General features: G+C 74.2%; 22 protein-coding genes. 10 read left to right on the forward strand and 12 right to left on the reverse strand.

Annotated elements, in window-relative coordinates; genetic code table 11:
* Positions 1–27: 27 nt before the first annotated feature.
* Entirely contained in the window at positions 28–1,083 is a 1,056-nt protein-coding gene (gene dapE, locus WIS52_RS13885; RefSeq protein ID WP_349298636.1) for a succinyl-diaminopimelate desuccinylase, read from the reverse strand.
* A 591-nt stretch (positions 1,084–1,674) separates the two neighbouring features.
* On the opposite strand from dapE, the gene WIS52_RS13890 reads away from it, so the two are divergent.
* Genes WIS52_RS13890 through WIS52_RS13900 form a run of 3 tightly spaced genes read left to right on the forward strand, consistent with a single transcriptional unit; the run spans position 1,675 to position 4,316 of the window.
* On the forward strand, positions 1,675–2,376 hold the full coding sequence (locus tag WIS52_RS13890) for a helix-turn-helix transcriptional regulator (RefSeq protein ID WP_349298637.1): 702 nt from the start codon (positions 1,675–1,677) through the stop codon (positions 2,374–2,376).
* Positions 2,377–2,387: 11 nt separating this feature from the next.
* Positions 2,388–3,326 carry a 2,3,4,5-tetrahydropyridine-2,6-dicarboxylate N-succinyltransferase gene (gene dapD / locus WIS52_RS13895; RefSeq protein ID WP_349298638.1) on the forward strand — a complete coding sequence of 313 codons (939 nt, stop codon included), beginning with the start codon at positions 2,388–2,390 and terminating at the stop codon, positions 3,324–3,326.
* 21 nt (positions 3,327–3,347) lie between these two features.
* Positions 3,348–4,316: a CHAD domain-containing protein gene (locus WIS52_RS13900; protein ID WP_349298639.1), complete on the forward strand. Its 969-nt coding sequence runs from the start codon at positions 3,348–3,350 to the stop codon at positions 4,314–4,316.
* A 9-nt stretch (positions 4,317–4,325) separates the two neighbouring features.
* On the opposite strand, the gene WIS52_RS13905 is transcribed toward WIS52_RS13900, so the two are convergent.
* The 3 genes from WIS52_RS13905 to fdxA are packed head-to-tail and all read right to left on the reverse strand — an operon-like array spanning position 4,326 to position 7,026.
* Complete coding sequence (locus tag WIS52_RS13905; RefSeq protein WP_349298640.1) at positions 4,326–5,555, reverse strand: MFS transporter; 1,230 nt, start codon at positions 5,553–5,555, stop codon at positions 4,326–4,328.
* Between the two features lie 44 nt (positions 5,556–5,599).
* Complete coding sequence (gene dapC, locus WIS52_RS13910; RefSeq protein ID WP_349298641.1) at positions 5,600–6,703, reverse strand: succinyldiaminopimelate transaminase; 1,104 nt, start codon at positions 6,701–6,703, stop codon at positions 5,600–5,602.
* A complete protein-coding gene (fdxA, locus tag WIS52_RS13915) occupies positions 6,700–7,026 on the reverse strand; it encodes a ferredoxin (RefSeq protein WP_349298642.1) in 327 nt (108 codons plus the stop codon). Before fdxA ends, dapC begins: the two co-directional genes overlap by 4 nt.
* 127 nt (positions 7,027–7,153) lie before the next feature.
* On the opposite strand from fdxA, the gene WIS52_RS13920 reads away from it, so the two are divergent.
* Complete coding sequence (locus WIS52_RS13920; protein ID WP_349298643.1) at positions 7,154–8,218, forward strand: GNAT family N-acetyltransferase; 1,065 nt, start codon at positions 7,154–7,156, stop codon at positions 8,216–8,218.
* Here the strand turns inward: WIS52_RS13920 and WIS52_RS13925 are convergent.
* The 4 genes from WIS52_RS13925 to tsaD are packed head-to-tail and all read right to left on the reverse strand — an operon-like array spanning position 8,194 to position 11,401.
* Complete coding sequence (locus WIS52_RS13925) at positions 8,194–9,003, reverse strand: hypothetical protein (protein ID WP_349298644.1); 810 nt, start codon at positions 9,001–9,003, stop codon at positions 8,194–8,196. The two genes, WIS52_RS13920 and WIS52_RS13925, sit on opposite strands and share 25 nt — an antisense overlap.
* Positions 9,000–9,380 carry a hypothetical protein gene (locus tag WIS52_RS13930; protein ID WP_349298645.1) on the reverse strand — a complete coding sequence of 127 codons (381 nt, stop codon included), beginning with the start codon at positions 9,378–9,380 and terminating at the stop codon, positions 9,000–9,002. Before WIS52_RS13930 ends, WIS52_RS13925 begins: the two co-directional genes overlap by 4 nt.
* Before the next feature lie 14 nt (positions 9,381–9,394).
* On the reverse strand, positions 9,395–10,282 hold the full coding sequence (gene mshB / locus WIS52_RS13935; protein WP_349298646.1) for an N-acetyl-1-D-myo-inositol-2-amino-2-deoxy-alpha-D-glucopyranoside deacetylase: 888 nt from the start codon (positions 10,280–10,282) through the stop codon (positions 9,395–9,397).
* 9 nt (positions 10,283–10,291) lie between these two features.
* Positions 10,292–11,401 carry a tRNA (adenosine(37)-N6)-threonylcarbamoyltransferase complex transferase subunit TsaD gene (gene tsaD, locus WIS52_RS13940; RefSeq protein WP_349298647.1) on the reverse strand — a complete coding sequence of 370 codons (1,110 nt, stop codon included), beginning with the start codon at positions 11,399–11,401 and terminating at the stop codon, positions 10,292–10,294.
* 237 nt (positions 11,402–11,638) lie between these two features.
* Here tsaD and WIS52_RS13945 point away from each other — a divergent pair, with 237 nt between their 5' ends.
* The 5 genes from WIS52_RS13945 to WIS52_RS13965 all read left to right on the forward strand — a co-directional run bounded on the left by WIS52_RS13945 (position 11,639) and on the right by WIS52_RS13965 (position 17,264).
* Positions 11,639–13,252 (forward strand): peptide ABC transporter substrate-binding protein, encoded by a 1,614-nt coding sequence (locus WIS52_RS13945; protein WP_349298648.1) that lies wholly within the window; start codon positions 11,639–11,641, stop codon positions 13,250–13,252.
* Between the two features lie 101 nt (positions 13,253–13,353).
* A complete protein-coding gene (locus tag WIS52_RS13950) occupies positions 13,354–14,280 on the forward strand; it encodes an ABC transporter permease (protein ID WP_349298649.1) in 927 nt (308 codons plus the stop codon).
* Positions 14,273–15,211 (forward strand): ABC transporter permease, encoded by a 939-nt coding sequence (locus tag WIS52_RS13955; protein ID WP_349298650.1) that lies wholly within the window; start codon positions 14,273–14,275, stop codon positions 15,209–15,211. Before WIS52_RS13950 ends, WIS52_RS13955 begins: the two co-directional genes overlap by 8 nt.
* A complete protein-coding gene (locus WIS52_RS13960; protein WP_349298651.1) occupies positions 15,211–16,245 on the forward strand; it encodes an ABC transporter ATP-binding protein in 1,035 nt (344 codons plus the stop codon). The genes WIS52_RS13955 and WIS52_RS13960 overlap by 1 nt, the downstream gene beginning before the upstream one ends.
* Positions 16,242–17,264, forward strand: coding sequence for an ABC transporter ATP-binding protein (locus tag WIS52_RS13965; RefSeq protein ID WP_349298652.1), 1,023 nt, complete (start codon positions 16,242–16,244; stop codon positions 17,262–17,264). The genes WIS52_RS13960 and WIS52_RS13965 overlap by 4 nt, the downstream gene beginning before the upstream one ends.
* 53 nt (positions 17,265–17,317) lie before the next feature.
* Here WIS52_RS13965 and WIS52_RS13970 read toward each other — a convergent pair whose 3' ends face one another.
* Both WIS52_RS13970 and typA read right to left on the reverse strand, forming a co-directional pair.
* On the reverse strand, positions 17,318–19,168 hold the full coding sequence (locus WIS52_RS13970) for an ABC transporter family substrate-binding protein (RefSeq protein ID WP_379610746.1): 1,851 nt from the start codon (positions 19,166–19,168) through the stop codon (positions 17,318–17,320).
* Positions 19,169–19,218: 50 nt separating this feature from the next.
* Entirely contained in the window at positions 19,219–21,153 is a 1,935-nt protein-coding gene (typA, locus tag WIS52_RS13975) for a translational GTPase TypA (protein WP_379610841.1), read from the reverse strand.
* A 69-nt stretch (positions 21,154–21,222) separates the two neighbouring features.
* Here typA and WIS52_RS13980 point away from each other — a divergent pair, with 69 nt between their 5' ends.
* Complete coding sequence (locus tag WIS52_RS13980; protein WP_349298654.1) at positions 21,223–21,372, forward strand: hypothetical protein; 150 nt, start codon at positions 21,223–21,225, stop codon at positions 21,370–21,372.
* A gap of 342 nt (positions 21,373–21,714) precedes the next feature.
* On the opposite strand, the gene WIS52_RS13985 is transcribed toward WIS52_RS13980, so the two are convergent.
* The gene (locus WIS52_RS13985; RefSeq protein ID WP_349298655.1) at positions 21,715–22,731 is read right to left on the reverse strand and encodes a hypothetical protein; all 1,017 of its coding nucleotides are present in this window, start codon (positions 22,729–22,731) and stop codon (positions 21,715–21,717) included.
* A gap of 106 nt (positions 22,732–22,837) precedes the next feature.
* On the reverse strand, positions 22,838–23,662 hold the full coding sequence (locus WIS52_RS13990) for an NUDIX domain-containing protein (RefSeq protein WP_349298656.1): 825 nt from the start codon (positions 23,660–23,662) through the stop codon (positions 22,838–22,840).
* Positions 23,663–23,745: the final 83 nt, after the last annotated feature.

The following is a 23,745-nucleotide window of genomic DNA, read 5'->3' on the forward strand; positions in this document are numbered from 1 at the left end:
GGGCGGGCCGGGGCCGGCGAACCGGCCTCAGGGAGCGAGGTAGCGGCGGAGCACCTCGGTGCACGCGACGATCGCCGCCTCCGACACGTGCTCCTCCCGGGTGTGGGCCAGGTCGGGGTCGCCGGGCCCGTAGTTCACCGCGGGGATCCCGAGCGCCGCGAACCGGGACACGTCGGTCCAGCCGTACTTGGCCCGCGGTGCGGCGCCCGTCGCCGCGACGAACTCGGCCGCTGCCGGGGCGGACAGGCCCGGCAGCGCACCCGGCGACAGGTCGGTGACGACGGCGTCGATCCCGTCGACGTCGCCGAACACCTCCCGGACGTGGGCGACGGCCTGTTCGGCGGAACGGTCCGGCGCGAACCGGAAGTTGACCGTGACCACGCACTCGTCCGGGACGACGTTGCCCGCGACCCCGCCGCCGATCCGCACCGCCTGCAGCCCCTCGCGGTAGACGCACCCGTCGATGTCGACGTCGCGCGGGGTGTAGGCGTTCAGCCGGGCGAGGATCTCCCCGGCCCGGTGGATCGCGTTGTCCCCGAGCCAGGACCGCGCGGAGTGGGCCCGGCGCCCCGCGGTGCGCAGCTCGAGGCGCAGCGTGCCCTGGCACCCCGCCTCCAGCGCGCCGTCGGTGGGTTCACCGAGGATCGCCAGGTCGGCGGCGAGCCAGTCGGGGTGCTCGCGCTCGATCCGCCCGAGCCCGTTGTGCTCGGCCTCGATCTCCTCGCGGTCGTAGAACACGAACGTGACGTCGTGCCGCGGCTGCGGCAACGCGGCGGCGAGGTGGGCGAACACGGCGTCGCCGGACTTCATGTCCGAGGTCCCGCAGCCGTGCACGATCCCGTCCGCCCGGCGGGAGGGCACGTTGTCGGCGATCGGCACGGTGTCGAGATGCCCGGCCAGCAGGACCCGGTGCGGCCGTCCGAGCCGGGTGCGGGCCAGCACAGCGTCGCCCGAGCGCAGGACCTCCAGGTGCGGGGCCTGGGCGCGCAACGCCCGTTCCAGAGCGTCGGCGAGCTCCTTCTCGGCCCAGGAGACGCTGGCGACGTCGACCATCGCGGCGGTCAGCGTCACCGGGTCGGTCATCAAGTCAAGATCGGGAGCAGTCGACGTCACCTCGGCGACGCTACCGACCGGCCGCCCTCCGTCCTGGCCCCGTCCCGACATCGGCTCTGGACCCGGTCACCGGCGAGTACTGTCGTCGCCGGCCGCTCATCTCGCGATCGAGCGAGCGAGGTGGCTGGGCCTCGCTTTGCTCTGCACACCGGGGCGCACCACCTCGGGAACGGCCGCCGGATCCGGTTCGCGGACAACGGGTCCGTCGACCTACCGCTCGTCGACCACGCATGTCGTCCGCCCCGGGGTCGCTGCGTTGCCGCCCCCGATGCCGAGTAGACGAAGCTGCGGATCGCCCGACGGCGGCGGGGCCCGCCGGGTCGTGGCTTACCGGGAGCCGCGCGCCACGGTGTGCAGAGCAAAGCGGCGTCGCCACCACCCCGGAGACAACGGTCGCCGGGCACAAGATGATCATCGAGACGACCCGCCGTTACCACGTCGCGCCGACAGGAACACCCGGTCAGGGGCGAGGTGGCCGGCGTCTGTCCCCATCCCGCCCGAGGTGTCCACAGCACCGGAAATCGTCGCTCCGGCCGGGCGGAGTGGCCACACGCTCGGAGCATGAGCACCGATGACACCGCGTTCCTCGAGGACCCGTTCCCCGCCGTCGACACACCGGCCGTACCGGATGTCGCGGGCCTGGTCCGGGCGGTCCGGCGACGGGCGGATCTCTCGCAGCGGCAGCTGGCCGAGCTCACCGGCCTGGCGCGTTCCACGATCGGACGTATCGAGAGCCGCACACTGGCGCCGAGCCTGGAGACCCTGGGGGCGATCCTGGCCGTCGCAGGTCTGCGCCTCGTAACGGTGACGGCGGACAACGAACTCGTGACGCCGATGGCCGACCCCCCGACCGACGACCTGCGCGACGGCGCGGGGCGGCGGTACCCGTCGCACCTCGACACGATCATCGACCCCGGCCCGGGCGAGTGGTGGGCCGACCGCTACGGGCTGGCCCGGCCACCCGAGACGTTCCACCGGGACCGGGCCCTGCGCGACGCGATGCGCCGGCGCAGCGTGTGGGAGGTCCGAGTGCAACAGCTCTGGTCGGTGGAGCCGCCACCGACCGTCGAACGATGGATCCAGCTGACCTCGCGCTGCGATCACTGCGGCACGATCCCGGACCCGGTTCCGCCGCCGTTCACGCCCTCGCGGGTCCATCGCTACCTGACGGCCGCGGCGCGGCTCGCGAGCGCCCAGGTGGCGGCCGTCGCCCCTGTGCGACAAGCCCACGGCGCTGCGCCGGGACCGTCGGCGGGACTGTAGGTTCGGGTCCCGTGAGTACCGAGTACCGCCCCGAAGGCGCTTCCGGCACCGGCCTGGCCACGGTGACCACCGACGGCACCGTGCTCGACGTCTGGTACCCCGCCCCGGCACTCGCCGGGACGGGGACGACCGATCCCGCCGACGATCTGGCCGCCCTGATCGGCACCGACGAGCTGCGCGGGGTCCGGACCGAGATCGTGCGCACCGAGATCGGCTCGCTGGCCGACGCCCCGGTCGACGCCGCCGACGTCTACCTGCGCCTGCACCTGCTCAGCCACCGCCTGGTCCGGCCGCACGAGGTCAGCCTGGAAGGCCAGTTCGGGCTGCTCGCCAACGTCGTGTGGACCAACCACGGTCCCTGCCCGGTCCCCGGTTTCGAGCTCACCCGCGCCCGGCTCCGCTCCCGCGGACCGGTCACCGTCACCCACGTCGACAAGTTCCCGCGGATGGTCGACTACGTGGTCCCGGCCGGCGTCCGGATCGGCGATGCCGACCGCGTCCGGCTCGGCGCGCACCTCGCCGAGGGCACGACCGTGATGCACGAGGGCTTCGTCAACTTCAACGCCGGCACGCTCGGCACCTCGATGGTCGAGGGCCGGATCTCGGCCGGCGTCGTCGTCGGCGACGGATCCGACCTCGGCGGGTCCGCATCGGTGATGGGCACGCTGTCCGGAGGCGGCAAGGAGGTCATCTCGATCGGCCGCCGCTGCCTGCTCGGGGCCAACGCGGGCCTGGGCATCTCGCTGGGCGACGACTGCGTCGTCGAGGCCGGGCTCTACGTCACCGGCGGCACCAAGGTGACGCTCCCGGACGGGACGACGACCGCCGCCCGCACCCTGTCCGGGCAGGACGGGCTGCTGCTGCGGCGCAACTCGGTCACCGGCGCGGTCGAGGCACTGCCCCGCACCGGCGACGGCATCGAGCTCAACGCCGCGCTGCACGCCAACTGAGCCCCTGAGCACGACGTGAGCATGGACGGGGCTCCGCTGCCGCCCTCGAACCTCTACGGCGCTGCCGACCTGGCCGAGCCGTTCCGGGCCGGACCTGGCGACCCGGCCGTCGCGCACGTACGTGCGCTGCTGGACAAGCGGCTCCGCGCGATGCTGCACCACGAGCCCGGGGTACGGGACGGGCGCGACATCGACAACCTGCACCGGATGCGGGTCGCGGTCCGCCGGATGCGGGCCGCGCTGAAGTCGGCCCGTCCGCTGCTCGACCGGTCCTGGGCCGACGGGCTCCGGGCGGACCTGGGCCGGCTCGGCCGGGCGCTGGGCCCGGTCCGCGACCTCGACGTGATGATCGAACGACTGCGGGACGAGGTCGCGACGCTGCCGACCGCCGAGCAGGCGGCTGGCGAACGCCTCGTCGCGGTGCTGGAGGCGGACCGGATCGCGGCCCGCGCGGCGATGCTCGACGAGCTCGACTCCGACCGGCACGCCGCGCTGCGCCGCCGTCTGGTCGAGGCCGTGTCCGCGCCGCTGCCCGAGCCGCCCGCCGGCGTGGTCCGGCCGGAGCTGATCGAGCTGGTCCGGACCGAGACCCGCAGGCTGACCCGGGACGTGCGCCGGGCCGGTGCGAACCCGCCGGACATGACGCTGCACGACCTGCGGATCCGCACCAAGCGGCTGCGCTACACCGGCGAGCTCGTGGCACCGGCGATGCGCGACCGCAAGGGCCGCCGGACGAAGGACGCGACGCGGGTCCGGACGATGCTGAAGGCCGCCGAGGGGCTGCAGGAGGTCCTCGGCGACCACCAGGACGCCTGCGTGGCCGAGCACCGCATCCGCAGCCTGCTCGACGGGCTCGGCGACCACCCCGACGCGCACGAGGTGTTCGTGGGCGGCCGGCTCGTCGAGCGGGAACGCGCGCGGGCCGAGGCCCTGCGGGCTCAGTGGTGGGACGCGTGGCTGGTCCTCCTCGGACGCGCCGAGAAGCTCTGACCCGGGCCGTCAGGCTTCGCGCCGGGCCCCGGGCGCACGGTCACCGATCCGTGCGACGGCGACCGCCTGCAGCCCGGCCGCGACGACCAGGAGGACGGGCGCCAGCCCGAACCCGCCGACGTCGACCAGTACGCCCATGAGGACCGGGCCGAGCGCGGCGGCCAGATAGCCGACACCGAGAGCGAGGCCGCTGACCGCCGCGCTGCGGGCCGGGGTCGGGGTCCGCCACGCGATCACGGTGAGCCCGAGCGGGAACCCGGCCCCGACCCCGATGCCGATCAACACCGCCCACAGCACCGGAAGCGGCGTCCCGGCGGCGGGGAGCAACCACGCCCCGACCGTGCCGGCGAGACTGGTGAGCACGCTCACCGACGCCCAGAACCGCCACCGGCCGCGGCGCTCGGCCGCCGCCGGCATCAGCAGAGCGGCCGGGATCTGCGCGACCGTCCACACCGCCAGCAACAACCCGGCCCGTGCGGGGCTCCAGCCGAGGGACTCGTAGAGCGGCGAGAGCCAGGTCACCCAGCCGTAGAAGATCGTCGACGAACCCGCCATGTAACAGGCCACGCGGCGCGCGAACGGGTCCTGCCACACGCGCGGCTCGCGGTCCGGGACGGGCGGCGCCTCCGTCGTGGCAGCGGCCGCGGTCCGGGCCCGAGCGATCCGCGCCGCGACCGGGATCCACACCGCGAGGGCGAGCACCGCCGGGACCGTCCAGATGGCGAGCGAGCCCGGCCACCCACCCAGGACGACGGCGAGCGGCACGGCAGCCGCGGACGCGACCGTCGCGCCGACCATCATGGACACGACGTAGGCGCCGGTCACCGCGCCGACACGGTCGGACAGGTGCTCCTTGACGACGCCGGTGAGCAGCACCCCCGCGACACCGATGCCGAGCCCGACCAGGGCGCTGCCCGCGATCAGCGCCGGCAGCGCGGCGACGCCCCTCAGCAGGCTGCCGGCCGCGATCGCGGCGACGGCGACCCCCAGCATCCGTTCCCGCCCGGCCCGGGCCAGCGCCGCGGCGGCGAACGATCCGGCCGACATCATCAGCACCGCGCCGGCCTGGACCAGCCCCGCGGCGCCGGAACCGATGCCGAGATCGGCCCGGGCCGTCTCCAGCAGCGGCGGGTAGCCGGTCAGTGCCGCGCGCAGGTTCAGCGCCAGCGCGAGCACACCGAGCAGCACGACCACCGGCCGGACCGCCCCGGCTCCGGAGCGCGGGCGCGCCTGGACCATCGCGGCTCCCTCGCCGGTGTGCGGACGGGTGTGGTGTGGGCTGGTCAGCTACCGGCCAGCCGCTCGACGGCGGCGTCGATACGCTCGTCGGGCGCGGTCAGCGCGATCCGTACGTGCCGCGCGCCGGCCGGGCCGTAGAACTCGCCGGGGGCGACGAGGACCCCGAGCCCGGCGAGCCGGTCCACGGTCGCCCGGCAGGGCTCGCCCGCGGTCGCCCACAGGTAGAGCCCGGCCTGCGAGTGCTCCACCTGGAGCCCGGCCTTCTCGACCCCGGCCCGCAGGCGGGTGCGCCGGGCGTCGTAACGGGCGGCCTGCTCGGCGGTGTGCGCGTCGTCGGCGACCGCGGCGGCGACCGCGGCCTGCACCGGACGCGGCACGATCATCCCGGCGTGCTTGCGGACCTCCAGCAGGTCCGCGACCAGTGCCGGGTCACCGGTCAGGAAGCCGGCCCGGTACCCGGCGAGGTTCGACGTCTTGGACAGCGAGTGCACGGCGATCAGGCCGGTGTGGTCGCCGTCGGACACCTCGGGGTGCAGCACCGAGCGCGGGGCCGGGTCGGCGTCGCCGGGCAGGCCGAGGTAGCACTCGTCGGAGGCGACGACCGCGCCGCGCTCGCGCGCCCAGGCCACGACCTTGCGCAGGTGCTCGACCGGGAGGACCCGGCCGGTCGGGTTCGACGGCGAGTTCAGCCAGACCAGCTTGACGCGGGCCGGGCCGGCGGCGGTCAGGCCGTCGGACCGCACGTGGTCGGCACCGGCCAGCCGGGCACCGACCTCGTAGGTCGGGTAGGCGAGCTCGGGGATCACCACGGTGTCGCCGGACCCCAGCCCGAGCAGCGTCGGCAGCCAGGCCACCAGCTCCTTCGAGCCGATGGTCGGCAGCACCGCCGCCGGGTCGACACCGGGCACGCCGAAGCGCCGCTGCAGTGCGGCCGCGATCGCCTCGCGCAGCGGCGCCGGGCCGTGCGTGGTCGGGTAGCCGGGCTCGGCCGCGGCCGGGCCGGCCAGCGCGTCCCGGATCACCGCGGGGACCGGGTCCACCGGGGTGCCGACCGAGAGGTCGACGATGCCGTCCGGGTGCGCGGCCGCCCGCTCACGGGCCGGGACCAGCGAGTCCCAGGGGAAGTCGGGAAGGTCGTGCCCGCTCACTCGTCGTGTTCCTGCGGGGGCAGGCTCTTCGCCGGCTCGACGTCACGGTCGATCTTGCCGACCTTGGACGCGCCGCCGGGCGAGCCCAGCTCGTCGAAGAAGTCGACGTTGGCCTTGGTGTAGGCGGCCCACTGCTCCGGGACGTCGTCCTCGTAGTAGATCGCCTCGACCGGGCAGACCGGCTCACACGCACCGCAGTCGACGCACTCGTCGGGGTGGATGTAGAGCATCCGGCCACCCTCGTAGATGCAGTCCACCGGGCACTCCTCGATGCACGCCTTGTCGAGCAGGTCGACGCAGGGCTCGGCGATCACGTAGGTCACTTCGGTGGTCCTCCACTCGGGGCGCGGGCACCCGGGGATCGTGTGGTGGCGGGGTACCCGGTCAAACTGGGACCCGGGCAGGTTAACCCGCGACACCGGGGAGGGCAGGGGCGAGGTGGTCGGCGCCATGCTGGAGGAACTGACGGGACGCAGGGTGGCCCTGCGACACCGTATCGCCAGTGACGGCTCGGACGGGCCGCGGTTCACCGACGCGGTCGGCGAGCTCGCCGCGGACGGGCGGGACGCGGTCGTCGTGCACACCCGGGGTGGACCGGTCCGGGTGCTCCGGGACGCCGTCGTCGCGGTCCGCGAGGTGCCGCCGGCCCCGCCCCGCAGGGCGTCGTGGGCGGCGGTGAACCGGATCGAGCGGCTGCGGGCCGCCGCCTGGCCGTCCCCGGTCCGCGAGGACGTGGGCGAGTGGCGGCTGCGGGCGGCCGGCGGTTTCACGAACCGGGCGAACTCCGCGCTCGTGCTCGGCGACCCGGGGGTTCCGCTGGTGCGGGCCCTGGACCGGCTGCGCGAGTTCTCCGCCGAGCAGGGGATCGACCCGGTGGTGCAGGCACCGGTCGGTTCACCCTGGTCGAACCGGATCCTCGAGGCGGGCTGGCACGTCCTGCCCGCCTGGGGTGGGCAGTGCCTGGTGCTGGTGGCGCCGACCGGTTCCGCCGACGGCGCGCCGGACTGGCCGGCGGCGCCGGGCGACGGCTGGTGGGCGGTGCACGGCGTCACGGCGCCCGCTGCGGAGTCACCGGCCTGGTCGGTCCTGACCGCGGGGGCCCCGGGGGCGCGCGGAGGTGAGCAGAGCAAAGGGGCAGGGGTGGCGCCCCCGGGTGAGCAGAGCAAAGGCGGCGGGGAGAGGGACCGTCCGTCGGCCGCCGGGCCGCGGGAGGACGCCGTGACCGTCGGCTTCGGCGTGCTCGACGGTCCGGACGGCGCACCCGCCGCGGCGGTGCGTGCGGCCGTCGTCGACGACCACGTCTACCTCGCGCGGCTGCACGTCCGCGCCGAGCACCGCCGCCGGGGGCTGGGCGCCCGCCTCACCGAGCAGGCGCTGACCTGGGGCGCGGCGCACGGGGCGCGGCACGCGATGCTCGACGTCGCGGGTGACAACACCGCGGCGCTGGCCCTCTACGAGCGGGAGGGCTGGCGGGTGCACCACCGCTACCACTACCTGGTGCCGACGCCGCCCTGAGCCGGCCCGTGCCGGTCCAGCCAGCGCCGACCCAGCTTGGCGGCGCGCTTGAGACCGGACCACTCGCCGAGGTACTTCCCGACGACCCCGACCACCGGCAGCATCCCGATCATCTGGTGGTGGAAGCGCCCGTGCGGCCGCTTGTCGAGCTCGTCCTCGACCGACAGCAGCGCGCGACCGAGCCGCCAGACGGCCGTCGCGACCCGCTGCAGCGTGACCCGCTTCCCGGTCCCGGCCAGGTCGCCGGTGAGCTCCGCGGCGCGGGCGTCGGCGGCGGCGTCCTCGTCGGCGGACAGCGCCCGGTCGCCGAGCGCGAGCTCGCGGCGGAACAGCACCGAGGCGAGCAGCTCGACGAGCCGGTCCTCGTCGCGCACCCCGTGCTCGCCGGCGATCGCGACCAGCAGCAGTCCCTCGCCGGCCGCGCCGACGGCGTCCGAGACCGGCAGTGTGCGGGCCAGGGCCCCGCCGAGACCGGGGATGGCGGCGATCAGCGTGGTGAACCGGCCGACCCGGTAGACCCACCAGTGGTCGCGGGCCTCGGTGTCCATCGCGGCCCACGCCGACGTGCCCGGCACCCGCACCGAGGCGAGCGCGTCGAGCACCCGGTCCACCCGCGAGCGTTCCGCGGAACCCGGAGCGGCGCCCGAACCGGATCCGGACGGCAGGACGCGCGACCGCAGCCCGAACGGGTCGGACTCGCGCAGGCCGTCGAGCACCGGCCGGGTGGCCCGCACGAACGGGCGCAGCACGGCGACGAGCGCGTCGTCGGAGATCGGCGGGTTCACGGCCGGGGCCCGGAGACCATGCGGTCGAGCTCGCGCCGGAACGAGATCAGCCCGGCCGCGGCGCCCGCCGCCAGCAGCAGCAGCGACTGCCAGTTGCCCGGCAGCAGCACGTCGCCGCCGGGACCGAGCACACCGAGGACCAGCACGAGGGCGAACCAGACCACGACGGGGGCGGCCGCCCCGGCCGTCGTCGCCGAGACCTCCGCGACGGTGCAGCGCGCCAGCCAGGGCAGCGAGACGATCACGATCACGGTGCCCAGCGGGATCGGCACCGGTCCGATGTAGAGCATCTGGAACATCAGCTCGAACGCGACGAGCAGCACCGAGATCGCCAGCAGCAGCGTCGCGAACGCGACGCGCTGCACGCCGGGACGCACGGGTCCCACGGTTCTCACGGGTCCACCCCCTCGAACAGGTCGGTCTCGGCGCAGCCGGGGTCGGCGCCGGCCAGCACGAACTCCTCGACGCCGAGCAGCGGCTGCACGATGCCGTTGCTCATCGCGAACGCCGTCCAGTCCGCCCCGGTCCGCACGTCGATCTGGGTGGCGTGCGCCCGCATCGCCGCGATCCGGCCGTCGTCGTGCTCCCCGACGTCGATCCTGGTCGTGACGGCCGCCGCGTCGTGCCCGGGGTGCTCGTCGGGCTCGGGCCAGCGCAGGCCGGTGCCGTCGGCCCCACCGGAGGCCGCGCGCAGCTCGGCCAGGCCCTTGTCCAGCAGCTCGGTGGAGCGCACGGCGTAGTACAGCTTCGCGACGACGTCGGGCCGGGCGGCCGCCGCGGCGGCGGTCAGCTCGTGCGCGCGGACGTGGTCGGGGTGGCCGTAGGTGCCGTCGGCGGCGTAGGACACGAGCACCTGCGGCCGCAGCTCGTCGACGATCTCCAGCAGCTGCGCCAGCTGCGACCCGAACGGCCCGGGCGCCGCGAACGCCCGCGGGTGCACGTGCTCCGGCAGCGTCGCGCGGGTGCCGTGCCCGGCGAGCGCCATGCCGGTGTCCCGCCAGCGACCGGCGCCGCCCAGCCAGCGGTGCGCCGGGCCGCCGAGGGCGTCGAGCGCGGCGTCCAGCTCACGGATCCGATAGCCGCCGAGCTGGTCGCCCCGGTCCGGGGCGAGCTCGGCCAGCTCCGGCGGGATCACCTCGCCCTCCTCGCCGAGGGTGCAGGTCACCACGGTGACCTGGCAGTCCGGATCGGCGGTGTAGCGGGCGATCGTGCCGCCGGTCGTGAGGGTCTCGTCGTCGGGGTGCGCGTGGACGAGGAGCAGGCGGCGGGCGGGAGACACCCGATGAGCCTACGAGGCGCTGATCGGCGTGGCCGATACGGAGGTGGGCAGCGGGTAGAGCGCCGCCTCCCCGTCCGCGGCGGGCACCGGGACCGAGGCGCCGGTCAGCGCGACGGTCGGCACCGCCGTCGTCGCCAGCCCCTCGGGGGTGTTCCCGGCCCGCACGAGCAGGTCGCCGAGCGCGGCGATCATCGCCCCGTTGTCGGTGCACAGCCGCGGCGCCGGGACCCGCAGGGTGATCCCGGCGGCGGCGCAGGCCCGTTCCATCTCCGCCCGCAGCACCCGGTTCGCCGCGACCCCGCCGACCATCAGCAGGGTGTCGGCCCCGCGCTCGGCGCAGGCCCGGAGCGCCTTGCGCACCAGCACGTCCACCACCGCCATCTGGAACGACGCCGCCACGTCCGCGACCGGTACCACCCGGCCCGCGTCCTGGGCCGCCTCGACGTGCCGGGCCACCGCGGTCTTGAGCCCGGAGAAGGAGAACCCGAACACGGCGTCGCGCGGGCCGGTCATCGGGCGCGGGAACGCGATCGCCGCGGGATCGCCGTCCACCGCGGCGCGGGACACCGAGGGCCCGCCGGGATAGGGCAGGCCGAGCAGGCGGGCGACCTTGTCGAAGGCCTCCCCCGCCGCGTCGTCGACGGTGTCCCCGAGGTGCTCCACCGGGTCGCGGGCGAGGTCGCCGAGCGCGAGCAGCGAGGTGTGCCCGCCGGAGACGATCAGCGCGACGCAGCGTGGCGGGAGCGGCCCGTGCTCCAGCACGTCGACGGCCGCGTGCCCGGCCAGGTGGTGCACGCCGTAGAGCGGGACGTCCAGCGCCGTCGCGTAGGCCTTGGCGGCCGCCACCCCGACGTGCAGCGCCGGGGAGAGCCCGGGGCCTGCGGTCACCGCGACGGCATCCACATCGGACAGCGAGACCCCGGCGGCGTCGACCGCGGCGCGCACCATCGGCGCGATCGCGCTCACGTGCGCCCGCGCGGCGACCTCCGGCACGACGCCACCGAACCGGGCGTGCTCGTCGGCCGACGACGCCAGCCCCTCACCGAGCAGTACACCGTCCCGGACGAGACCGGCCCCGGTCTCGTCGCACGACGTCTCGATCCCCAGCACCAGCGACACGCCCACCAGTGTCCCACCGGCCGCGTGCCGCCCGACCGCCCGGACCCGTCACGGAGAGCGACGAACTCTTCGCCCGGCCGATTTCTTAACCGAAACTTGGGGTACCGCATCGTTCCGTCCGGGTGCAATTGATTTGTAACCTACTCGGGAGTTCGTCCCGGTTAGTGTGCGTTCACCATCGCTCGTTCCGGCCGCTCCCACCCCCCAGCGCGGCCCCACCACAGAAACTGGATCCCGATGCGATCACGTCGAGTAGCGGCCCTCCTCGCGCTCTCCCTGTCCTCCGCGCTGGTCCTCAGCGCCTGTGGCGGTGGCGGCGACACGGCGGGCGGCGACGCCCAGGCCGACGCCCCCACGATCTCGGTCTTCGGCACCGAGCCTCAGAACCCGCTGCTGCCGGGCAACACCCGCGAGACCGGGGGCAGCAAGATCATCGACTCGCTCTGGTCGGGTCTGGTCGAGTACGACCGCGAGGGCAACCCCCAGAACCTCGTCGCCGAGTCCATCGAGTCCGACGACTCGCAGAACTACACCATCACCGTCGCCGAAGGGTGGACGTTCCACGACGGCACGCCGGTCACCTCGCAGAGCTTCGTCGACGCCTGGAACTACGTGGCCTCCGCGGCCAACGGGCAGTCGAGCACAGCGTTCTTCTCGGACATCGCCGGCTATGCCGACGTCGCCCCGGCCGAGGGCGAGCCGACCGCCGAGACCATGTCGGGCCTGCAGATCGTCGACGACCGCACCTTCACCGTCGCGCTCACCTCGCCGTCGCCGATCTTCGAGACCCAGCTCGGCGACATCGCGTTCTTCCCGATGCCGGAGTCGTTCTTCGCCGACCCGACCGCGTTCGAGGAGAACCCGATCGGCAACGGGGCGTTCCGCTTCGAGTCCCGGGTCCCGGACCAGAACGTGACCGTCACCCGGTACGACGAGTACGGCGGCCCCGCTCCGGCCAACGTCGGCGGTGTGGAGTTCCGCTTCTACGCCGACAGCGAGGCCGCCTACCAGGACGTCGTCGCCGGCAACCTCGACTTCCTCGAGTCCGTCCCGGGTTCGGCGCTGATCGACAACCTGTACCAGCAGGACCTGCCGGACCGGAACGGCAACGAGCCCTACGCGGGCATCAACACGATGGCGTTCCCCGTGTACGACGAGCGCTACGCCGACCCGCAGCTGCGCCAGGCCATCTCGATGGCGGTGGACCGCGACGCGATCATCAACAACGTCTACAACGGACTCGTCGAGCCGGCGACCGGGTTCATCCCGGCCGGCGTGCCCGGCCACGTCGACGACCAGTGCGGCGAGCTGTGCACCTTCCAGCCCGATCGCGCGAAGCAGCAGTTCGACGCCTCCGGCTTCGAGGGCAACATCGAGCTGATCTCGAACGTGGACTCGGCCATCAACCGGGAGTGGATGCAGGCCGCCTGCATCAGCATCACCAACACCCTCGAGGTCGAGTGCAACTTCGTGCCGGTGCCGACGTTCGCCGAGTTCCTGGACCAGCGCCAGTCCCAGCAGCTGAGCGGCATCTACCGGTCCGGCTGGATCGCCGCGCAGCCGACCATGGACTATGTCCTCAGCCCGCAGTACGTCACCGGCGCCGAGAACAACGACGGCCAGTACACCAACCCGGAGTTCGACGCGCTGGTCGAGCAGGGTGGTAACGCCGCCTCCCTCGAGGAGGCGCAGGCGACCTGGGCCGAGGCCGAGCGGATCCTGGTGCAGGACATGCCGGCCGTGCCGATCAACGACCAGTCCGCCCAGTTCGGCTGGTCCGAGCGGCTGACCGACGCCGAGCTGACCTACGACCGCGAGCTGAACCTGATGACGGTGAACGTCCAGGGCTGATCCGTCCGTCCCACCACCGCCGGCGGCCGGGTCACCACCCGGCCGCCGGCGCACGTGTCCGGCGCGACCTGCCGGACCCGCCCCGATCCTGGAGGTGACCCGTGGGGCGCTATGTCTCGCGACGACTCCTGCAACTGGTGCCGGTGTTCCTCGGCACCACGTTCCTCATCTACTTCATGGTCTGGGCCCTTCCCGGCGACCCGCTGGCCGGCAAGTGCGGCGACCAGGCCTGCCCCCCGGCGTTCATCGAGCGGATGCGCGAGGAGTTCGGGCTCGACCAGCCGATCCTGGTCCAGTACTTCTCCTACCTCGGCGGCCTGCTGCAGGGCGACTTCGGAACGAACTTCCGAGGCCAGGAAGTCGGGACGCTGATCGCGAACGCCTACCCGGTCACGATCAAGCTCGCGCTGGTCGCGTTGATCATCCAGGCGGCCATCGGCCTGACCGCGGGTGTGCTCACGGGTCTGCGCCCCGGCGGTTTCCTCGACAACCTCGTGCTGACCGCCACGCTGTTCCTCGTCGCCGTCCCGGTGTTCGTCACCGGGTACGTGCTGCAGACGGTTCTCGGGCTGCGGCTCGGCCTGATCCCGCCGACCGTTCCGGCGAACCCGGGGATACTGGATCTGATCGTCCCCGGTTACGTGCTCGGCAGCCTCTCACTGGCCTACGTGGCCCGGCTGACCAGGACCTCCATCGCGGAGAACGCGCGGGCGGACTACGTGCGGACCGCGACCGCGAAGGGGCTGACCCGGCAACGCGTCGTCGGGGTGCACCTCACGCGCAACTCGGCGATCCCGGTCATCACGTTCCTGGGCGCCGACTTCGGCCAGCTTATGGCCGGTGCCATCATCACCGAGGGCATCTTCAACATCAACGGGATCGGCGGTCTCATCTTCCAGTCGATCCAGCGACTCGACGGGGTCGTCGTCACCGGGGTCGTCGTCCTGCTGGTGATGATCTACCTCCTCGCGAACCTCCTCGTGGACATCACCTACGCGCTGCTCGATCCGAGGATCCGCCTTGACTGACCCCACCACTGCCACCTCGGACAAGCCGGTCGGCACCCCGGAGGCTGCCCAGGCGGCCGTGACCAGAGCCCGCAGCCTCGGCGCCGACGCGTGGTACGACCTGCGGCGCCGACCGCTGTTCCTGGTCGCCGCGACGCTGATCGGCGCCCTGCTGGTCCTCGCCGCGTTCCCACAGCTGTTCACCTCGGTCGACCCCACCGTGGGCGACCTGTCCCGGGCCCGGCAGGACCCGTCGGCCGAGGCATGGTTCGGCTACGACCACCTGGGCCGTGACGTCTACGCCCGCACGATCTACGGCACCCGGGTCTCGATCATCGTCGGCGTGCTGGCGACGACGCTGGTCGTCCTGGCCGGCGCGGTCATGGGCCTGATCGCCGGCTTCGTCGGCGGCTGGGTGGACTCGCTGCTGGCCCGCATCGCCGACGTGTTCTTCGGGGTGCCGTTCATCCTCGGCGCCATCGTCGTGCTCTCGACCTTCCGCCAGTCGGTCGGCAACAGCGTGATCGGGATCAGCGGTCTGGTCATCGGCACCATCGGCCTGCTGTCCTGGCCGATCACCATGCGCATCATGCGGTCGGCCGCGATCGCCGCGCGGAGCCAGGACTACGTGAAGGCGGCCCGCGCCCTCGGGGCCGGCCCGTGGCGGATCATCACCCGGCACATGCTGCCGAACACGATCGCCCCGGTGATGGTCTACGCCACGATCGCCCTCGGTGCCTTCATCGGGGCCGAGGCCACACTGTCCTTCCTGGGCGTCGGCTTGCGCGACCCCGTCGTGTCCTGGGGCGTGATGATCAGCGAGGCGCAGAGCTACCTGCGTACCGCGCCGCACCTGCTGCTGTTCCCCGGCGCGTTTCTGGTCGTCACCGTGCTCGCCTTCGTGCTGCTCGGTGACGCCGTGCGCGACGCGTTCGACCCGAAGGGGCGCTGATGAGCGAGACGACGGCGGCCGCGCCGCACGGCGCACCGCAGGACAACGGCGCGGCACCGCCACTGCTCGAGGTCTCCGACCTGCACGTGGAGTTCCACACCCGCGACGGGGTGGCCACCGTACTCAACGGGGTCGACTACCACGTCCGGGCCGGGGAGACCCTCGCCGTGCTGGGCGAGTCCGGCTCCGGCAAGTCGGTCACCGCGAACACCGTGATGGGCATCCTGCCGATGCCCCCGGCGAAGATCACCGGCGGCGCGATCCGTTACCGGGGCGAGGAGCTGCTCACCGCCACCGAGGAGCGGCGCCGGGAGCTGCGCGGCGAGAACGTCGCGATGATCTTCCAGGACGCGCTGTCGGCGCTGAACCCGGTGTTCACCGTCGGGTTCCAGATCGGCGAGCAGCTGCGCACCCGGCGTGGGATGAGCAAGCGCGACGCCCGCAACCGGGCGGTGGAGCTGCTCGACATGGTCGGCATCCCCGGGGCGAAGCAGCGGGTCACGAACTTCCCGCACGAGTTCTCCGGCGGCATGCGGCAGCGCGTCATGATCGCGATGTCGCTGGCGCTGGACCCGGACGTGCTGATCGCCGACGAGCCCACCACCGCACTCGACGTCACCGTGCAGGCCCAGATCATGGACCTGCTGGCCGACATCCAGCGCGAGCGGGAGATGGGCCTGATCCTGATCACCCACGACCTGGGCGTGGTCGCCGAGGTCGCGGACCGGATCGCAGTGATGTACGCGGGGCGGATCGTGGAGCAGGCCGACGTGCACCAGCTCTACGCCAAGCCCTGCCACCCCTACACCGAGGCGCTGCTGGCCTCGATCCCGCGGCTGGACAGCAAGGGCACCGAGCTGCAGGCCATCACCGGCCTGCCGCCGACCCTGACCCGCATCCCGTCGGGCTGCCCGTTCCACCCGCGCTGCCCGCGCGCCGCGGACCGCTGCACGGAGATCGACCCGCCGCTGACGGCACTGCCCGGTGGGCGCGCCTCGGCGTGCCTGTTCGCGGAGGAGATGGCCGCACGATGACCCAGAACAGCACGACCGAACCGATCCTCGAGGTCGACGGGGTCGTCAAGCACTTCCCGGTCAAGGCCGGCGCGGTGGTCAAGCGGACCGTCGGGCACGTCAAGGCCGTCGACGGGGTGTCGTTCACCCTGAACAAGGGCGAGACGCTGGGCATCGTCGGCGAGTCCGGCTGCGGGAAGTCGACCCTGGCCCAGGTGCTGATGCGGCTGGAGCCGCCGACCGCGGGCGCGGTGCGGTTCCGTGGCGAGGACATCTTCGGCAAGCGCGGCGCGGAGCTCAAGGCGCTGCGCCGGCAGATGCAGATCGTGCTGCAGGACCCCTACACCTCGCTCAACCCCCGGATGACGGTCGGCGACATCATCGGCGAACCGTTCGAGATCCACCCGGAGGTCGCGCCGAAGGGCGACCGGCAGCGCAAGGTCCAGGAGCTGCTCGACGTCGTCGGGCTCAACCCCGACTTCGTCAACCGCTACCCGCACCAGTTCTCCGGCGGCCAGCGCCAGCGGATCGGGATCGCCCGGGCGCTCGCGCTCCGCCCGGAGATCATCATCTGCGACGAGCCGGTGTCCGCGCTCGACGTGTCCATCCAGGCCCAGGTGATGAACCTGCTGGGCAACCTGCAGCGCGAGTTCGGGCTGTCCTACGTCTTCATCGCGCACGACCTGTCGGTGGTGCGCCACCTCTCCGACCGGGTCGGCGTGATGTACCTGGGCAAGATGGTGGAGCTCGGCACCGAGGACGAGATCTACACCCGGGCCGCGCACCCCTACACCCAGGCGCTGCTCTCGGCGGTCCCGGTGCCCGACCCGTCGGTCCGGGAGGGACGCTCCCGGATCCGGCTCGTCGGTGACGTGCCGAGCCCGGTCGACCCGCCGAGCGGGTGCCGGTTCCGGACGCGCTGCTGGAAGGCCACCGAGATCTGCTCGACCGACGAGCCGGAGCTCAAGGTCCGGTCCGGCGGTGGGGCACACCAGAGCGCCTGCCACCACGCGCACGCGGAGAACCTGCTCCCCGGCTGATCCTGCCCTCGGCGGCCGTGCCCGGAACCCGGGCACGGCCGTCGTCGTCGGTACTAGTTCGCCGGGTCCTCGTCGTCGCCGGACCGCTCCTCCGCCGAGCCCTCCGGCTCGCCCCAGTCCTTCGCGCTGCTCAGCGGCCCGGTGGCGATCGGGCCGGGCGTCACCCGGGTGGACTCGTCGGTCTGCCGGTTGCTGACGACCAGGCCCTGGGCCTGGTAGAGCGGCAGCGCCGGCAGCTGGCGCCACAGCACCCGCTCGGCCTCGCCGATCACGGCGGGGTCCTCCGGGCCGGTGAGCAGCTCGTCGAGCAGCGGCTGCAGCGCCGGGAAGCAGGAGGTGCCCGGCAGGTCGTCGCCGACCCCGTCGGGCGGGCAGCCGTAGTCGGAGTTCAGCCGGGGCCCGATCGCCCCGTACGCCGGGCGCGGCACCACGACGACGTCCACCGCCACCGCCGACCCACCGCCGGCTTCCGGGCTCGGGGACGCCGTCGGCGACGCGGGGGCCTGCGACGGCGTCTCCCCACCGGGTGCGGGTCCCGCCCCGGGCGCCGGCGTAGTGGTCGGCGACGGCGTGACGGGCGCGACGGTGTCGCTGGTCAGCAGGTCCGGCGCGGGCGGTGCGACGACGGTCGCGCCGACCCCGCCCGCCTCCAGCTGCTCGGCCACGACGCGGGCGATCTCGACGTCCTGGGTGCGGCTCGCCCCGGCACCGATCACCAGGCTCAGCGGGCGCCCGCCGAGCGCCCAGCGCCCGTCTGCGTCCCGGACGTAACCGGCCTCGGTCAGCGCGGCCGCCGCCTCGACCGGGTCCTGCCGCGCGGGCGCACCGTCCGGGGCCGTCGCGGTGTAGCCGGGGTCGGACGGGGCCGCGCCGAACGCGTCGACCGGCGTCGCGTCCGGGCTGACCCGCTCGCGGATCGCGTTGCGGTCGAGCAGCGCCGCGATCCCCTCGCGCACCCGCGGGTCGGCGAGCGGGCCGTCCTCGGAGCGGAACTCCAGCTGCTGCACCAGCGGGCGGGGCGCGCGCTGCACGGTCGGCGGCTCGGGCGAGCGGGCCAGGACGTCGAGCGCCGCGGTCACGTCGGGCGCGGCGTCGGGCAGCGCCATGTCGATGTCCTGGCTGGACAGCGCGGTCGGCAGGGTGTTCGGCGGGATCGCCCGCAGCACGATCTCGTCGGCGACGGCCGGGACGTCCCAGTACGGGTCGTTGCGGGCCAGCAGCACCTCGCCGCGCAGCCGGTCGACCTGCATCAGCCGGAACGGGCCGCCGGATGCGGGCAGCCCGTTCTGGAACGGCGCCGTCCAGCCGCCCGGGGCGTCCTTGAGCAGGTGCGCCGGCAGCAGGTTCGCGAACAGCTCCTGCCAGTGCGGGTAGGGCTGGTCGAACTCGACGTCCACGGCCTTGCCGGCGGCCCGCGAGCGGACGTCGGTGATCTCCCGGTAGCCCGCGGCGCCCACCGTGTTCGGCTGGCTCGACATCTGCTGCCAGAGGTAGACGAAGTCCTCGGCCGCGATCGGCGCGCCGGACGACCACCCGGCCTCGACGTTGAGCTCGTAGCTGACCGTGAACGGGTCCTGCGAGGTGACCTCGGCGCTCGTCGCGACCGTCGGGTCGATCCGCAGGTTCCCCTGCTCGTCCGGCCGGAACACCGACGGCAGGGTGATCGCCGCGAGCGCGGTGGTGGTCGTCGACTGGTCCGAGCGCAGGTGCGGGTTGAAGCCCGGCCCGAGCCCGTCGACGCCCACGGTTACCCGGGTCGGCGCGCCGACGGCCTCGGTGGGAACCGGCTCCTCCGGCGCGGGGGCGGGTTGCGGCTCCGCGCTGCAGGCGGTCAGCGCCAGCAGGCCGGCCAACAGCAGCGCGGGCAGCGCCCGGAACGGTCGACGAGCGGTCACGCCGACCATTCTCCCCGGCCGGGTCACGGGGCCCGCGCCCGCCACCCGGCCGGCGGTGATCACTGGGCGTTGGCGGCGGCCTTGGCCCGGGACCGGGCGCGGGCCCGCAGGTTCGGGTCCAGCTCGATCTTGCGGATCCGCACGTTCTCCGGGGTCACCTCGACGCACTCGTCGGGCGCGCAGAACTCCAGCGACTGCTCCAGGCTCAGCAGCGTCGGCGGGACGAGCTTGACCAGCACGTCGCTCGTCGAGGAGCGGATGTTGGTGAGCTTCTTCTCCCGCGTGATGTTGACCTCGAGGTCCTCGTTGCGGGTGTACTCGCCGACGACCATGCCGCCGTAGACCAGCGTGGTCGGGCCGACGAACAGCGTGCCCCGGTCGGCCAGCTGGTCGATCGCGTACGGGGTGACCGGGCCGGACCGGTCGGAGATCAGCGAGCCCTTGTTGCGGGTGCGGATCTCGCCGACCCAGGGGCCGTAGCCGTCGAAGACGTGGCTGGCGATGCCGGCGCCGCGGGTGATCGTCAGGAACTCGGTGCGGAAGCCGATCAGGCCGCGCGAGGGGACCCGGAACTCCATCCGGACCCGGCCGTCGCCGTGCACCATGTCGCCCATCTCGCCCTTGCGGGCGGCGAGCAGCTGGGTGACGGCACCGAGGGCGTCCTCGGGGACGTCGACCGAGAGCTGCTCGAAGGGCTCGTGCAGCTTCCCGTCGATGGTCCTCGTGACGACCTGCGGCTTGCCGACGGTGAGCTCGAAGCCCTCCCGGCGCATGGTCTCGACCAGGACGGCCAGCGCGAGCTCGCCGCGGCCCTGGACCTCCCAGGCGTCGGGGCGCTCGGTCGGCAGCACGCGGATCGACACGTTGCCGATCAGCTCCGCGTCGAGCCGGTTCTTCACCAGCCGGGCGGTCAGCTTCTTGCCGGGGTGCGGGTCGCGCCCGGCCAGCGGGGAGGTGTTGGTGCCGATCGTCATCGAGATGGCGGGCTCGTCGACGTGGATCCGCGGCAGCGGATGCGGGTTCTCCGGGTCGGCGAGGGTGTCGCCGATGGTGACGTCGGCGATCCCGGCGACGGCGACGAGGTCACCGGCGCGGGCCTCGTCGGCCGGGACGCGGGTGAGCGCCTCGGTCATCATCAGCTCGGTGATCTTGACGCGCGGGGTGCTGCCGTCCTCCCGGCACCAGGCGACCTGCTGGCCGCGGCGCAGCACGCCGCCGCGGATCCGGCAGAGCGCGATCCGGCCGAGGAAGCTGGACGCGTCGAGGTTGGTGACGTGCATCTGCAGCGGCGCGGCCGGGTCGTCCGACGGCGACGGGACGACGTCGAGCATCGTCTCGAACAGCGGGGTGAGGTCGGAGGAGTCGGGCAGCTCGCCGTCCGCGGGGCGCATCCGGGAGGCCTTGCCGGCCCGGCCGGAGGCGTAGACGACCGGCAGGTCGAGCAGGTGCGCGGTGGCGGACTCGTCGAGCTCCAGCTCGTCGGCCAGCTCGAGCAGCAGCTCGAGGGACTCGTCGACGACCTCGGCGATCCGGGCGTCGCCGCGGTCGGTCTTGTTGACCACCAGCATCACCGGCAGCCCGGCGGCGAGGGTCTTGCGCAGCACGAAGCGGGTCTGCGGCAGCGGCCCCTCGGAGGCGTCCACGAGCAGCACGACGCCGTCCACCATGGACAGCCCGCGCTCGACCTCGCCACCGAAGTCGGCGTGGCCGGGGGTGTCGACGACGTTGATCGTGTAGCCCTGCCAGCTCACCGCGGTGTGCTTGGCGAGGATGGTGATGCCCTTCTCCCGCTCCAGGTCGCCGGAGTCCATGACCCGGTCGACCGGCTCGGCGCGCTCGCCGAAGGCACCGGACTGGCGGAGCATCGCGTCGACCAGGGTGGTCTTGCCGTGGTCGACGTGCGCGACGATCGCGACGTTGCGCAGCTCGGGGCGGCCTGCGGTGTCGTCGCCGGGGGCGCTGGCGGCGTCGCGGACCGCGCTGGAGTGGGGCAGAGTCACACCACACGGTATCCCGGAGCAACTCTGGCCCTCGCCGCGGCGGCAGGTTAGCCTCGCCTACCAATGGGCAAGGTGAAGAAGAAGTGCTGCCGGTCGAAGCCGAAGCGGTGCAAGAGCTGCCCGGTGGTCGCGCTGCGGATGCGCAAGGCCGGCGCCGACGAGCTGAAGGGCAAGGCGTTCCAGCGCGCCCTGAAGGTCGCGCGGATCTACTGAGCCCGCACGTGCGCCGCTGACCAGCGACGACGCCCGTCCGTCCGCGCCTGGGCGGCGCCGACGTCCTGATCTTGTCCGATCGGTCGCGGGTCGACCACCCGGCCGCGCGGGGACTCGTCCCGGCGGTGCGGAGTCCGGTGCGCCGGACGCGCGGTGCCCGGATTTCCGGCTCGCGGCCGCCCCTGGCCCCATGACCGGAATCACACTGTCGTCCCGGTCATGCCCCATCGCCGGACCCGCCGGCGTCACCGGGCCGTCACCCGCCGGTAGCGCCGCGGTTTCCGGCGGGCGCCCGGAGCCGGTCGGCCGGATCCCCGCGGACCGTGCTCCACCCGGCCGCGCTCATCCCGCCGCCCTCGCCGCACCCGTCCCGCCGGAGCCGGCCGGCAGGACCCCACTGCCGGCGGGGTTCCCGGCCACCGCGTGCCGGACCGCCGCCAGCGTGGCGCCCGGCCGGGCCCACGGATCCGCGGGATCGAGGACCAGCACCCGCCAGCCCTGCCGGCGCAGTACCGCGCGTCGCCAGCCCCGTCCGTCGTCGTCCGGACCATCGCCCCGGATCTCCACCGCGAGCCGCGCGGCGGGGAACGCCAGCCGGACGACGATCCCGGCGACGGCGTGGTCGACCCGCCAGCCGTCGGTCCCGTCCCGTACGAGCAGCGCGCGCATCCGGCGCAGCGCCGAGGCGGTCGCGCTCCGGGACACCGTCGCGAGCAGGCGGCCGGTCGCGGCCGATCCGTGCGCGCCGAGGTTGCGCCGGTGTGCCGCGGTGAGCGCGGCGAGGTCGACGGCCGGCGCACCGGTCCGCGGACCGGGTCCGGTGACGAGGCGTCCGAGCAGGGCCGGGCCCGCGGCGTCCCCGAGCTCGACGGCGGCCTCGAGCGCGGCGAAGGCCGGCGCGGCCACCGCGATCCCGGCGTGCCGCACGACGTCGGCGGCGGGCAGGCCACGGCGGCGCACCGTCACTCCCGGCCGGGACCGCGGCGCGCGCCGGCGCGGGACCGTCACGGTGACGACGTCCGGGGCCGGCCCGGGCCCGGTCAGGCCCCACCACCAGGCCGCGGCGGCCCCCGTCAGCACCGCCCCCTCCCCGGCCCACAGCACCGCCGCGATCACCCGGGCGCCGTCGGTGGCCGGGTGGCGGGCGTCGCGGTAGACGCACGGGTGCTCCGGCCGCCAGCGGCGCGCCGCGAGCCGCCGGTCGACGGTGTCCGGGGACAGGCCGTGCGCGACGGCCTGGGCGCGGGTGACGACGCCGGCCTGGGCGGCGATGAGCCTGTCCAGTGCCTCGTCGTCGCGGGGGCTCGGCGGGTGGGTCCGCGGACCGGAGCGCCGGTCGTCGGGTGCGGTGCGTGTCATGCGGCTTGGACGACGGCCACGGCCCGCCGGTTCCCTCCGGCCCGGAGCGATCGGGCACCGGGGACCGCGCAATGCACCGTGCCGTCGGCCCGCCCGGGTGGCGGGGTCAGCGGCGCAGCAGGTCGACCAGGTCCGCGACGACGGCCCGGTCGGCGTCCAGCCACCCCAGCGCCGCGACCTCGCCCGGGCCCACCCAGCGCAGCGCACGGTGCTCCCGGGCCTCGGGCTCCGGGGAGCCCGGATCCAGCCGTGCCCGGTGGATCCGCACCACGCGACGCCCGATGGGCAGGTCCGTACCGACCCGCCGGCCGGGCGTCACCCGCGCGCCGAGCTCCTCGGCGCACTCGCGGACCAGGGCGTCGGACTCGGTCTCGCCCGGCTCGACTCCGCCGCCGGGGAGCTCCCATCGTCCGGCCAGCTCGGCCGGGTAGGAGCGCTGCGCGACGAGCACCCGGCCGTCCCGGACGACCGCGGCGCCGACCACGACCGGCGCCCGGGCGAGCTCGGCGACGCGAGCGGTGAGGACCTCGCGGCGGGCGGCGAGCAGGCGTCGTGCGAACCGGCGCAGCACCGGATCGGAGAGCCGGCCGGCGGCACCGAGCGGGGGTGTCCAGCTCAGCTCGTCGTGCACGGTGGTCCCGGTCCCGGCGGCCGCGAGCCGGGTCGCGTGCCGCAGCGCGGTCACCGGGCCCGCGGCCAGCTCGGACCACAGCCCGTCCGTGCCGGCCCTGGTGATCCGGGTGCGGCAGCCGAGCAGGCCACCGGGCAGGGTCACCCGGACCTCGTCCCCGGCGACGAGCAGCCGGACCGGGGAGCCGAACCCGGCGCCGACCCGCGCGAGCGCGGCCGCCGCCGGGCCGGTCTCCCGCAGCACGCCCGCGACGAGCCGCGGGGATCCGTCCACGTGGTGGTCGAGGCTGATCACCGGCACGTCGGTGATCCTCGCAGGACCGGTCCTGCGAGGATGCCGGCGGCGCCGTCGCCGGGATGTCCCCGGCGACGTTCGGCGAATCG

Origin of the sequence: Pseudonocardia nematodicida (assembly GCF_040105385.1) — a bacterium.
Taxonomy (GTDB): Bacteria; Actinomycetota; Actinomycetes; order Mycobacteriales; family Pseudonocardiaceae; genus Pseudonocardia; species Pseudonocardia nematodicida.